The sequence below is a fragment of the Paenibacillus sp. FSL H7-0442 genome (assembly GCF_038593105.1).
In the GTDB taxonomy this organism is placed as follows: domain Bacteria; phylum Bacillota; class Bacilli; order Paenibacillales; family Paenibacillaceae; genus Paenibacillus; species Paenibacillus polymyxa_D.
Map to the genome: position 1 here is coordinate 3,430,420 of NZ_CP151963.1, position 12,985 is coordinate 3,443,404.

Annotated in this window: 13 protein-coding genes; 5 read left to right on the forward strand and 8 right to left on the reverse strand. The window is 45.3% G+C overall.

All coding sequences use genetic code 11. The features are described 5' to 3' along the window. Positions 1-87 precede the first annotated feature (87 nt). The 3 genes from efp to MHH57_RS15080 all read right to left on the reverse strand — a co-directional run bounded on the left by efp (position 88) and on the right by MHH57_RS15080 (position 2,415). Positions 88-645 (reverse strand): elongation factor P, encoded by a 558-nt coding sequence (gene efp, locus MHH57_RS15070; protein WP_029517249.1) that lies wholly within the window; start codon positions 643-645, stop codon positions 88-90. A 33-nt stretch (positions 646-678) separates the two neighbouring features. After that, on the reverse strand, positions 679-1,752 hold the full coding sequence (locus MHH57_RS15075) for a Xaa-Pro peptidase family protein (protein WP_340885765.1): 1,074 nt from the start codon (positions 1,750-1,752) through the stop codon (positions 679-681). An 81-nt stretch (positions 1,753-1,833) separates the two neighbouring features. Continuing rightward, entirely contained in the window at positions 1,834-2,415 is a 582-nt protein-coding gene (locus MHH57_RS15080; RefSeq protein WP_340885767.1) for a YqhR family membrane protein, read from the reverse strand. A gap of 21 nt (positions 2,416-2,436) precedes the next feature. On the opposite strand from MHH57_RS15080, the gene MHH57_RS15085 reads away from it, so the two are divergent. From MHH57_RS15085 to MHH57_RS15100, 4 genes are all read left to right on the forward strand, one after another. Further along, positions 2,437-2,565 carry a hypothetical protein gene (locus MHH57_RS15085; RefSeq protein WP_340885770.1) on the forward strand — a complete coding sequence of 43 codons (129 nt, stop codon included), beginning with the start codon at positions 2,437-2,439 and terminating at the stop codon, positions 2,563-2,565. Positions 2,566-2,700: 135 nt separating this feature from the next. Then, complete coding sequence (locus MHH57_RS15090) at positions 2,701-3,702, forward strand: iron-siderophore ABC transporter substrate-binding protein (protein ID WP_340932527.1); 1,002 nt, start codon at positions 2,701-2,703, stop codon at positions 3,700-3,702. Between the two features lie 165 nt (positions 3,703-3,867). Further along, positions 3,868-4,860, forward strand: coding sequence for a DUF1385 domain-containing protein (locus tag MHH57_RS15095; RefSeq protein ID WP_342434268.1), 993 nt, complete (start codon positions 3,868-3,870; stop codon positions 4,858-4,860). A gap of 7 nt (positions 4,861-4,867) precedes the next feature. Beyond that, positions 4,868-5,188, forward strand: coding sequence for a hypothetical protein (locus MHH57_RS15100; RefSeq protein ID WP_029517244.1), 321 nt, complete (start codon positions 4,868-4,870; stop codon positions 5,186-5,188). 119 nt (positions 5,189-5,307) lie between these two features. On the opposite strand, the gene MHH57_RS15105 is transcribed toward MHH57_RS15100, so the two are convergent. The 3 genes from MHH57_RS15105 to mntR all read right to left on the reverse strand — a co-directional run bounded on the left by MHH57_RS15105 (position 5,308) and on the right by mntR (position 8,697). Beyond that, a complete protein-coding gene (locus MHH57_RS15105) occupies positions 5,308-6,297 on the reverse strand; it encodes a patatin-like phospholipase family protein (RefSeq protein ID WP_029517243.1) in 990 nt (329 codons plus the stop codon). Positions 6,298-6,392: 95 nt separating this feature from the next. Then, positions 6,393-8,135: a family 10 glycosylhydrolase gene (locus MHH57_RS15110; RefSeq protein ID WP_342434269.1), complete on the reverse strand. Its 1,743-nt coding sequence runs from the start codon at positions 8,133-8,135 to the stop codon at positions 6,393-6,395. 136 nt (positions 8,136-8,271) lie between these two features. Then, on the reverse strand, positions 8,272-8,697 hold the full coding sequence (mntR, locus tag MHH57_RS15115; RefSeq protein WP_029517241.1) for a transcriptional regulator MntR: 426 nt from the start codon (positions 8,695-8,697) through the stop codon (positions 8,272-8,274). A gap of 252 nt (positions 8,698-8,949) precedes the next feature. Between mntR and splB the strand changes: the two genes are divergently transcribed. Next, positions 8,950-10,014: a spore photoproduct lyase gene (gene splB / locus MHH57_RS15120; RefSeq protein ID WP_023989268.1), complete on the forward strand. Its 1,065-nt coding sequence runs from the start codon at positions 8,950-8,952 to the stop codon at positions 10,012-10,014. On the opposite strand, the gene MHH57_RS15125 is transcribed toward splB, so the two are convergent. Continuing rightward, a complete protein-coding gene (locus MHH57_RS15125) occupies positions 10,007-10,723 on the reverse strand; it encodes a cytochrome c biogenesis protein CcdA (protein ID WP_029517240.1) in 717 nt (238 codons plus the stop codon). The two genes, splB and MHH57_RS15125, sit on opposite strands and share 8 nt — an antisense overlap. 160 nt (positions 10,724-10,883) lie before the next feature. Next, a complete protein-coding gene (metG, locus tag MHH57_RS15130) occupies positions 10,884-12,902 on the reverse strand; it encodes a methionine--tRNA ligase (RefSeq protein ID WP_342434270.1) in 2,019 nt (672 codons plus the stop codon). Positions 12,903-12,985: the final 83 nt, after the last annotated feature.

A 12,985-nucleotide genomic window follows, 5' to 3' on the forward strand; every position in this document is an offset into this window, starting at 1 on the left:
GTGCGGAGCCATTGTTTTTTAATATTAGTGCTTATAAAAATATCCCCTGCCCTTACAAGGACAGAGGAAATCTAAAAGCAGCAAATTTTATGCGCGAGACATGTATTTACCGTCACGTGTATCAATTAACAATACGTCATCTTGGTTAATGAACAAAGGAACTTGAACATTCAAACCCGTTTCCAATTTGGCATTTTTGGTAGCACCTGTAGCTGTATTACCTTTAATACCTGGTTCTGTTTCGATTACTTTGAGTTCAACGCTGGTAGGCAGGTTAATACCCAGGATTTCGCCGTTATAGCTAACGATATTTACATTCATGTTTTCTTTCAGGAAGTTAAGTTCCCATTTCAGTTGATCGCTGGACAATGTGAATTGATCATATGTTTCATTATCCATGAATGTATGATCGTCTGCACTAGCATACAGATAAGATACACCGCGATTTTCGATTTGCGCCCGACCGATCGTTTCACCCGCACGGAATGTACGTTCAACGGTGTTACCGTTACGCAAGTTTTTCAACTTGGAGCGTACGAATGCTGCACCTTTACCCGGTTTTACGTGTTGGAAATCCAGCACCGTAAAAATATCTCCGTCTACCTCGACGGTCAAACCTGTTTTAAAATCATTAACGTTAATCACTAAAATACCCCTCCTACAGGACTGTTATCGTTATTAAACGACTGTAAATTCTTTGCTCGAATGTGTTAATAATTTGATGCCGCTATCTGTAATAACGATATCATCCTCGATCCGTACACCGCCCAATCCAGGCACATAGATACCTGGCTCGACCGTTACCACCATACCCGGCTCCAGAATATCATCACTCGCCTTCGACAGGCGTGTAGATTCATGTACTTCAAGACCCAGACCATGACCTGTACTGTGCCCGAAATTGTCTCCATAGCCATGGCTTGCAATAATATCCCGGGTCAGTGCATCCGCTTCACGGCCTGTCATGCCCGGCTTAATATGTTCAAGTGCGTGAAGTTGCGCCTTGAGTACAATATCGTAGATCTCACGCAACTGGGGCGCTAAATCCCCTTGTGTGGCCACTGTACGTGTCAAATCGGAGCAATAGCCATCCAGCAACGCACCAAAATCAAACGTAATCAGCTCGCCTGCTTGTACTAACTTAGCACTGGCTACGCCATGAGGCAATGCCGAACGAACTCCAGAAGCCACAATTGTGTCAAATGAAGAGGATGTAGCTCCCTGCTTGCGCATGAAGAATTCCATTTCCAGATCCAGCTCACGCTCGCTGACACCTGGTTTGATGTAAGGTAAAATGTGTGCAAAAGTAGCATCTGCCAAATCCGCTGCCCGCTGCATCACTTCCAGCTCTTCCGCATCCTTGTACACCCGTAATTTCTCTACAATGCCCGACACCGGAACCAGTGAAATAGGTGACAAATCTTCGCTATAAGCTTTATGCGTCGCAACAGTTACAGCGTCTTGCTCAAAGCCTGTTTCGCTGATCTGATGGGAAGACAGCAATTCTTTCACCGTTTCCATGACCTGTGCAGCGTGCTGCACTACCGTGAAGCCTTCGGCTTGTTCGGTCGCTTGCGTCATATAGCGAAAGTCAGTCAGCAAATAGCTATGGGATTCCGTAATCAGCACATAACCTGCCGAACCTGTGAAGCCTGTCAAATATCGACGATTGACAGGGCTAGTAATCAGCATAGCCCGCAGATTATGCTCGCCCAGCGCCTGCCGCAGCTTTAACACCCGGTCATTCTTCATCTTTCATTCCGCTCCCCTCTGTCAAATAACCAAATGCTATTTTAACACAGGGAATAGGCGCTTGAGAAGTTTTTGTTACGTTCAGCCCTCAGCTTTCTCAGGCTCGCGCTTTCTTTCATCCGTATACTCGACAGCAACGGTATATCCGATAAATAGTCCCCACAGTAAAAACACACAAATTTCCGTATACAGGGAATTCCATGTTAACCGATCAGGAGCATTCATCATCCCTAGCTTAGGACCTGTTAATACAAATAAAACAACCCACCAAATCAGGCCATACACAATGCCGGGTAAAGGACCCTTAAATCTGCGCAGCAACAGAGTGTACACCAGTGAAGCTACGACGGATAATCCAATAAAAAACAGTAGCCCTACCAGATGTCCCGCCATGGTGTTCATAAATGAATGCTTGAAAAAAGGCTCTGCGAGAAAGCCAGGCGCTACTACAGTAAAGTGCAACTTATAAAACAGCCAGCGCAGCAATCCCCAGAGCAAACCCGAAAAAAAACCCAACTCAAGCGCAAAAGGAATGAGAGGCGTATGTATTTTGCCTGACTGCTGCCTGCCTCTACCACTGTCGTTATGATTACGTTGATCCTGAGATCCACGAGGTTGCTCCTGTTCATGTCCTATCTTGGGTATAGAGAAGGTTTCGCTCATGTTGTTTAATCCCCTTTCAATATGAAAACTTTTTCCCATCGTAAAGACTATCGCAATCGGATATGCATGTACTTCCATCGGATTCTGCATTCCATTTTGCTGGTAGTATGCTCCAAGGGAGGAGAGTTTAACAATGAACAGGAATGCTGAATAATGGCAGCTTTCGACTTGAGGGTACGGACCCGTTTTTTACATTGACAAAATTTCAATCCTCTATCATAATATAATGGTGAAAATGATAATCATTATCATTTTATAAAAACATATATACGGGAGAACGCTTCTATGAAAAAGGGATTCATCGGGATTTTATTGTTAATGGTTTTTACGCTCACTCTGGCAGGTTGCGGAGCAGCCGACAATGCATCGGACAAAGATCAGGTAGCCACATCGGGTAGTAAACCGACTGACACAGCGACCGGTCCTGTGACGGTAAAGCATAATCGTGGTGAGATCACGCTCGACAAGCCCGCACAGCGTGTCGTAGTGCTGGAATGGACATTTACAGAGGATTTGGTTGCGTTGGGCGTTCAGCCGGTGGGTAATGCTGACAATGCCAACTACAAGGTATACGTGACACCGGAGGCGGCTCTGGATAGTAGCGTGGTCGATGTCGGCACGCGTAACGAGCCGAATCTGGAAGCAATTGCTGCATTGAAACCGGATCTGATCATTTCCAATGTTGATGGGAATGAAGCTATCTATGAGCAACTTAAGGCCATCGCTCCTACGATCGAATATAATCTGAACAATGGTAATGGCTACGATCATGATAAAATGGTAGAAATTTTTAATAGCATCGCAGTTGCTCTGGGAAAAGAAGAAAAAGCTAAGCAGGTGCTTGCCGAACTGGATCAGCATTATGCTGAAGCCAAAGAAAAGCTCGCCGCTGCTGGCAAATCGGATTATCATTATGTACTGACACAAGCTTTCACTTCGCAAAATGCGGCCAGCCTCCGTATGTTTTCGGATAACTCAGTGGTCGTGGCAACACTGGCCAAGATCGGTATGATTAATGATTGGAAACCAAGCAAAGTTGAACCGTATGGCTTTACAACCGTCGGTATTGAAGCTCTGTCTGCTGTTCAGAACAGCAACTTTATCTATATTGTGCAGCCGGACGATGATGTTTTCGGGGCACCTATGAAAAATAATTCGGTCTGGAACGGTCTGAATTTCGTTAAAGAAAAACGCACCTATCCACTGAACGGTACGACATGGACATTTGGCGGCCCCCTCTCATCAAAAGGACTGGTTGACCAGGTTGTTGGGGCAATTACGCAATAGGTTGTTTCCGAAGTTTTATAATGAGTAGCATTTATGTGAGCAGTCTGACGCTCCATAAATGCTTTTTTTATAAGCCTGTGGTTACACCAGTTTCATCTAACTAGATATTCCCTTCCAAATTCGATACAATATACAAAAAAGCATGTATTAAGAGAGGTGAGACGGTTGTCACAAGCATCCAAGCCTGTGAGCTACGGTGGTCAGGCAGTCATTGAAGGTGTCATGTTCGGCGGCAAGCGTGTCAATGTCACGGCAGTTCGCCGCAAAACTGGCGAAATCACATATTTGGAAGTACCACGTAAGGAGCAATCCTGGGTATCCAAATTCCGCAGAATTCCTTTATTGCGGGGGATTGTAAGCATCATCGACTCCAGCGCCAAAGGTACCAAGCATTTGAACTATTCAGCCGATGCGTATGCTGATGATGAAGTAGATCCGGAAGAACGCGCTGAACAAAAGAAAAAAGAAGAGTCCCGTTGGAGTCTGAGTATGATGATCGGTGTAGCGGCAGTCGGGATTATTTCCTTTTTGTTCGGCAAAATTGTGTTAACCCTCGTTCCGGTTATTGTAGAGAATTTCCTGTTCGACGGCTTGTTTCACAGCCAAATTTTGCATAACCTCGCCGAAGGAGCCATTAAGCTGATTCTGCTGCTAGCTTATTTATGGGGCATTTCCCAAACTCCGTTAATTAAACGATTGTTTCAATATCACGGTGCAGAGCATAAAGTAATTACGGCATTCGAAGCTGGGGAAGAACTAACTCCGGCCAATGTGCAAAAATACAGCCGTCTGCATTACCGCTGCGGTAGCAGCTTTATTATGCTGACCGTGATCATCGGCGTACTTGTCTATTCCCTATTCACCTACGATAATCTGTGGGAGCGTATGGGGCAACGGCTTCTACTGCTTCCGATCGTACTGGGGCTTTCTTTTGAATTTCTCAAGCTGACCAATGCTCTTCGTGAAATTCCGGTACTTCGTTATTTAGGTTACCCCGGTCTGTGGCTGCAACTACTTACCACCAAAGAACCGACTGATGATCAAGTGGAGGTATCCATTGCCTCATTTAAGCGTATGCTTGAATTGGATGCTGAGTTGGAAAATGTACCTGTAAAGGAGACCTTCAACAGTCCTGCCCTTGATCCTGTGAAAGGATGAGTGAATAATGAACAGACATGCTGTTATTTTCTGGCTTACCCTTGCTTTGGGTGCATATGGGATTGTGGATATGCTGTGGAGAGGAAGTTGGGGCTTTCTCATGAGTTTACTCATTCCCGTCCTTGTTTTTGCAGTTATATTTCTGCTATACAAATACCTGCCAGGACAAAGCAATCGTACTCCCAAAATCAAACCCTCTGTGCGCACCATGGCCAAAACAGCCAACGCACGTAAGCAGCAGACTACGGGCAAGCGCAAAGCGTATCCTTTTCATGTGATTGAAGGTTCCAAGGGCAAAAATGAAGAAGAACAACCTAAATATCATTAACGATAATAATCATCCTTTAAAATGCAACACAAAGGAGCCGTCACCCGCGTATTAAAATATGACGGGAAGAGGCTCCTTTTTTCACACCCTTTTAAATTACTTTAACTGCCAATTAGTGTTCATTTCATAGCGTACATGGTATCCTTCATCAATTGGTATTTGCTATACTGCTGCTGGTAAGAAGTGATGCTCCATTTGTGGAAAAAAGCATCCCCTGCCTGCACACCGGAAGCATACAGCAAATCACTTTGCACTGTAGAAATGTTAAATTGTGCAGTGCGGATCCCCAATGTTGGAATTTTAATCGTCCGATACCGATTCTCCTGCTCAATATATCGTTCATCGTGTGCTGATAGCATGGTATCGAAAATAGCCTGCAGCATGGTCAAAGGACCCCGTATATAAGAAACTTTGGTCTCCGTACCCGTCTTGCCCACCATTTGAAACCCTACCGTTGGAATCGTTTTGGCCTCACGTTCATTTACAGGCTCATCAAAAAGCCACAAAGGCAAATTGCTTAGTAAAGCCCCATCAACTACAAATACAAATTGCTGGGAAAAGGTTTTTCCCTTGGCAAGTGCAGAATCAAGTCTTAACATAACGGGATCAAAAAAGTAAGGGATACTTGTGCTCATCCGAATGGCCTTTGCTACCTCCAGTGAAGAAGGATTTATACCAAAACGTTTGATATCCTCAGGAAGCACCAGAATGCGTCCATTCGTGATATCTGATGCAATAATGCGCAGTTTGCCAGGAGGTAAATCCGCAAACGTACGCACTCCCTTAGCTCGTAACAGCTCACGTACCCAGTGCTCCAGTGCCTCCCCTGAATAGAGACCTTTTTTAAGAAAGATACGAGCTGCTGGTCCAACCCACTTAATATTGAACACTGGAGAACGTCGTAACAACTTAACCAAGGGGGTTTTCTCTATTACGGCTTTCATTTCATCCGCAGAGTATCCCGCAGCCAATAAAGCAGCTACAATAGCACCTGATGATGTACCTGCTAAACGATTGAATACAATTCCATGCTCCTCCGCAGCCTTAACTGCACCCGCCAGCGAAATTCCCTTAACCCCTCCACCCTGGAACACAGCATTGATCAGCATAGATCAAAAAACCTCCGTTCTCTTGGGAGTAAGCAGTTCTACTGCTTATCTATGAGAACGGAGGCCCAAATAGAACCTATATGATCCAATTTATATCACATTTGATAATAATTTTGAAGAAGCTGAATGAGTCCATATGGATTTTTACGCAAATGCTGTGCACTAAAGTAAATATCCCCTTTGACCTGTTTATAATCTTTGTTCAGTTCAAGCTGCTTAATTAGCTCTTGAGCCGTTTGCCAGCCCTTTTCAGGGGTGCCGATTTTATACGGAGAATGACCGATATATAGCTTAACATCTGAATTTTTGACCTCATTGGACCACCATGCGACAAGCTTGTCATATCCAGCCGCAGGGAAACCGATACTCCAGTAAATTTGTGGAGCTACATAGTCAATCCATTCTTTGTTAATCCAGGTTCTCACATCCGCAAACGTCGTATCATACGCTGTAACGCCTGCCTTCGTGTCTGAACCCGTTAAGTCCTGAGATTTGTTGCGCCACACTCCAAATGGGCTAATTCCGAATTGAACTTTAGACTTGCTGGCATGAATGCTTTTGCCCAAATCGCGAACAAAACTGTTCACATTATCTCTCCGCCAGTCGCCCTTATTAGAGATTTTGTTGGCATTATATGCTTTGAAGGTCGCATCATCATCAAAAGTCCCGCTGTAAGGATAAAAATAATCGTCCAAATGGACGCCGTCAATATCATATCCGTCCACGACCTCCATAATCGCCGCAATGACATGCTGACGTGCAGCCGGAATTCCTGGATTGATGTACAATTGGCTACCATTCTTAACAATCCAGTCCGGGTGCTGATTAGCCAAATGGTTTGCAGCCAAACCGCTGGTTGTTCCTGTAGAATTCGCACGGAACGGATTAAACCAGGCATGGAATTCCATCCCTCGCTTATGCGATTCGCTAATCATAAATTTCAAGGGATCATAGCCTGGATTTTTACCTTGGGTGTTGGTCAAATACTTGCTCCAGGGTACGAGACTCGACGGGTAGAGCGCATCACCGCTGGCACGAACCTGAACAAATACCGCATTGATGCCCATCCCCTGCAAATCATCGAGCATTTTAGTAAACTCCTGCTTTTGCTTCTCGGAGCTGCTTCGGGCAGCGGAAGAAGGCCAATCTCCATTGATGGTAGAAATCCATGCCCCACGCATGGAAGTTGAAGCCTTTACCTGAACAACATTTGCCTGTGAAGAACTTGAACCGTCCTCACTAGTAGACGTTGACGGTGAAGTGACAACCGTCTGCTCATTATCGCTGGCTCCCTGATCCGTACTTACACTCTCCTGATTGCCAGATGCAGACGTATCTGATGTGGAAGCACTGTTTCCCGCTGAGCTACTCCCACCCGTTGAGACACCTTCCTTACCACTGCTTAACGTAATGACTCGCTCTGAAGCTTGCCAATCCACTTTTAATCCCAACTCTTCTCCAACAAAACGCAGAGGCACCATGACTCTCCCGCTTGTCATACGGGCAGATGCATCCAGTCGAACTGACTTGCCATTCACCGTAGCGCTTTGTGCACCGTTCTCCATAGATATATTTTTGTTCTGAGCCGTAATCGTTACCATACCGGACGATTCCGACCAGTTGACTTGAGCGCCCATTCCCTCACTAATCACGCGCAAAGGAACCATCGTAACATTGGCTCCCTGTACAATATACGGTGACGCGTCGCTTTGCAGGGACTGTCCGTCCAATATAATTTCAATATCACCAGTTGGAGCTGCTTGAACTCCAGGAACGATGGCAGTCTGCACTGCTAAGAGTAGGCCTGCAGCCAATGCCACTATTTTCTTTCGATTCATATTATTACAATCCTCCGCTAACCCTGTTAATTTTAACCCCTATCTTGTCCTGCTATATAATGGATAGACGCTAATCACCGGATATTTGTTGCGGTCGGGACAAATAAAAAAGCATCGTCCATAAGGACAGATGCTTTTAGGAATCTCCACTCAATTCCTTGTGTATGTCATGAAGCTGGCGCAAGCGATCTTCATCCCGACGAAAATATTCAACCAATGTTTCGATACGGGTGATGGAATCCCAGCTCAAATGATGCTCAATACCTTCCACATCTTTATATATCAGGTCCTTCTCAACCCCAATCATATCCAGAAATTGCTCTAATAACTGATGGCGATCAACCAACCGTTTGCCGACCTTTTTCCCTTTTGGTGTCAAAATCAGTCCCCGATACTTCTCATATACAAGATAATCGTCCTTATCCAACTTCTGAATCATTTTGGTGACGGACGAAGGATGCACCTCTAAACCCTCTGCGATGTCCGAGACACGAGCATATCCCTTCTCATCAATCAGTTGGTAAATGCGTTCCAAATAATCTTCCATGCTTGGCGTTGGCACTTGTTTCCCTCTTTTCTGTTATTGAACGGGCGCTTACCGCCTTCATTTCCTGCGTTAAACCTACTATGTAATGATACATGTTATCATTGCCCATTGGCAAGTCTCATCCCTTCACTCACATCTATTGCCACGATTTGTTCAATTTAAGCCGGGTACACTAATATCGTCGTCCCTGTATCATTTACTTCTGCGGCAATATGTTAAAGTTGGACACCAGAGCACTGTGGATTTATTTTGAAAGGAGCGTTAGCCATGTCTACGCTTGAGCGTACTCCTGTCCAAACCAGAGGAACCAAGCCATTTTTGCCTGACCTGGTGTTTTTTGAGCCAGACGCACTAAATTATCCCAAGGGCCAGCGTATTATGGATTGGGTTAAAGCCAAGGATATTCCGTACCGGATGACTACCTCTCACAACCGAATTACCAATTTACCAGGTGAAACTGAAGTTGAAAAGTACCGAATGGCAAAAAAAACTTTGGTAGTTGGTATCCGTAAAACGTTAACTTTTGATCAATCCAAGCCTTCTGCTGAATATGCCATCCCCATTTCGACTGGTTGCATGGGGCATTGTCACTACTGTTATTTACAAACAACCTTGGGAGCAAAGCCGTATATTCGTGTATATGTCAACACTGACGATATCTTATCAGCAGCTAAAGCTTATATCGAGGAGCGTGCGCCTGAAATTACCCGTTTTGAAGCAGCTTGTACCTCCGATCCGGTTGGTTTGGAGCATATCACCGGAACGCTTGGAGACTTGATTCGTTTCATGGCAGATGAGGAATTTGGCCGTCTGCGTTTTGTTACTAAATATCATCATGTTGATCCATTGCTGGATATTAAACATAATGGTCATACTCGCATCCGCTTTAGCATTAATTCCGATTATGTTATTAAACAGTTTGAACCTGCAACTTCCCGCTTCGAGGAACGTATTGAAGCCGCGGGCAAAATCGCACGAGCCGGTTATCCGCTTGGGTTCATCATTGCACCCATCATCTGGTATGACGGCTGGGAAGAAGGTTACGGCGAGTTACTGCGCAAATTGGGAGAAACCTTGCCCCAGCATGCTACAAAAGATTTGACGTTCGAATTAATACAGCATCGCTTCACCAAAACATCCAAAGCTGTCATCGAGAAACGTTATCCGAAAACCAAGCTGGAGATGGACATAGAGAAACGCAAGAAAAAATGGGGACGCTGGGGACAAAACAAATACGTTTATCCCGATGAACAGCAAAATGCACTGCGAGAGTTTATCACAGAGCGTATTTTTGAACATTTTCCTTTAAGTCGTATTGAGTATTTCACATAACTAGCATCCAACCCGGGGTAATCCGTTGTAAAAATAGCGTTACATCGGTCATATGATCCGTTACCAGTAAAATGCCAGTGATAACAAGTAGTATGCCACCTGTTTTGATGAGGATGGAGGTATAGCGAGAGGATAGCCGAACAGAGCCTACCAGCAAAGCTAATACAAAAAATGGAATCGCAAACCCGAGCGCATAGCCTGTAATCAGTTTGAACCAAATGTGATGCTCTACTGCAGCCAAAGCGATAATAGCTGTTAGCATGGGACCGATACAGGGCGACCAGCCTGCCGCAAAACCAATTCCGATTACAAAGGAGCCGGCGTACCCGGCAGGCTTCCATGTCCAGCGAAGCTTATGCTCCCTCATTAGAATCAAAGGACTTACCACACCGAGAGATACCAGTCCCATTAGTAAAATAAGTAACCCTGCTACCACTCTTAGCGTATCCCCATAATTGGCAAACCATTCTCCAAGCAACCCGACACCTGCACCCAGTGAATAGAAAACGACCGAAAAGCCCAGTACAAAAGCAAGTGTATGCCCCATCGTACGATAACGAACCTCGGCCTTATGCCGTCCTTCAGCCAGTTCACGCGCAGACATCCCTGTCATATACGATAAATAAGATGGATACAGCGGTAAACAACACGGTGAAAAAAAAGAAACCAGTCCGGCTACGATCGCCAATCCGGCGTTAATATCTGTCATCCTCATTTCCTCCCCTGTCTTAAGTGAACACGAGCAAACAAGCCCTGCCAACTAAACATACGTGTAGCGGGAGCAAAATATGATGCACGCCAAAAAGCGCATGCCCAAGAAGAATGATTCTCGGGCATACGCTCATTACGTTCTTTTATTAACTAGCGTACTACTTTACAACTGCACCATTCGGCATACCTTCCGGTACGGTGGCGAGCGTAAGCTGATCTCCATGTGAAGCTGCCAAAATCATACCTTGCGACAGCTCTCCCCGAAGTTTTACTGGCTTAAGATTGGTCACACAGATCACCTTGCGCCCAATGATATCTTCAGGTGTATAAAACTTCGCAATCCCTGATACTACCTGCCGTTGCTCATAACCAAGATCAAGTTGGAGCTTCAACAGTTTATCGGCCTTCTTTACAGGCTCGCAGGCGACGACCTGAGCAACGCGCAGTTCCACCTTGGCAAAATCCTCAATGCCAATCTCTTCCTTTGCCTCCGGCGCTTCCTGGCTCGCCTCAGATGCATTCTGTGGTTGAACTTGTGTCGTAGCTTCCTCTGGTTTCTTACCTCCTGTCATTGCTTCCACGATAAAAGCAACCTCTTGCTCTGAATCCAGACGTGGGAAGATCGGATTACCTTTGACCAACTGTGTTCCTTCCGGAATACGACCAAACTGCTTGCCGCTATCCCATGTAGTCAGCTCACCTTGGCTAATACCGAGCTGTTCCCAAATTTTATGAGGAGCACGGGTTAAGAATGGCTGAAGTAAGATGGAAGCGATGCGCAAGCTTTCTACCAAATGCAACATAACCGATGCCAATTCACGACGTTTTGCCTCATCCTTAGCCAAATTCCATGGTTGCGTCTCGTCAATATATTTGTTGCTACGGCTAATAAATTGGCTAATCGCCGTTAATGCCACGGAAAACTCCATGTTTTCCATGGCTTCTTCTACTTTGCTATAAGTCGATGTTGCCATGTCTTCCAGAGCTCCGTCGAATTCTGTTACATTTGCTTCATAAGCCGGAACCTTGCCGTCAAAATATTTATCTACCATCGCCACGGTACGATTCAACAAGTTGCCCAGATCATTTGCCAAATCCGAATTAACTCGATCTACAAAACTTTCTGGTGTAAATGTTCCATCTGCCCCAAAAGGCACCTCGCGCAGCAAGTAGTATCGAAGTTGGTCCAGACCATAACGGTCAATCAACGTTACCGGGTCTACCACATTGCCTTTAGATTTCGACATTTTACCATCTTTCATAAGTAACCAACCATGTGCAAATACTTTTTTAGGTAACGGAATATCCAATGCCATCAGCATGATTGGCCAATATATCGTGTGGAACCGTACAATCTCTTTACCCACGATATGCACATTTGCTGGCCAAAATTTATCGTACAGCTCAGTATTAGAAGAACCATATCCCAAGGCTGTGATGTAGTTGGAAAGTGCGTCAATCCAAACGTATACGACATGCTTCGGGTCTCCCTTGACCTTAACACCCCAGTCAAAAGTTGTACGGGAAACAGCCAGATCCTCTAGCCCCGGCTTGATGAAGTTGTTAATCATTTCTTTTTTCCGGGATTCCGGTTGGATAAACTGCGGGTTCTCTTCATAAAATTGCAGCAACCGATCAGCATACTTGCTCATGCGGAAAAAGTAGCTCTCTTCCTTGACCAATTCTACAGGGTGCCCACTATCCGGGCTCTTACCTCCAGTCACATTGCCTTTAGCGTCCTTCACCACGTCAACCAGCTGAGTTTCTGTGTAGTACGTCTCGTCAGGGATGCTGTACCAGCCTTCGTATTCTCCCTTGTAAATATCGCCTTGTTTTAATAAACGATCAAAAATTTCCTGTACGACAGCCTTATGACGTTCCTCCGTAGTACGGATAAAATCGTCATTGGAAATGTCGAGCTTCCGCCACAGGTCTTGGATGCCTGCCACAATGTCATCTACGAAACGTTGTGGCGTTTTGCCAGCTGCACTTGCCTTTTGCTCAATCTTCTGACCATGCTCATCCGTTCCTGTCAAATAACGCACTTCATAACCGCGTAGCCGCTTGTAACGGGCCATTGCATCTCCCGCAACTGTCGTGTAAGCATGACCTATATGTAGCTTGTCGCTCGGATAATAGATCGGTGTCGTAATGTAAAATGTGTTCTCATTGGACATGTATGTTGCCTCCTGTTTTGTTCACGGCAGCTCGATAAGACCTGCTGACATGATGGTACTCCAATTTATGAATTTGGCACAAA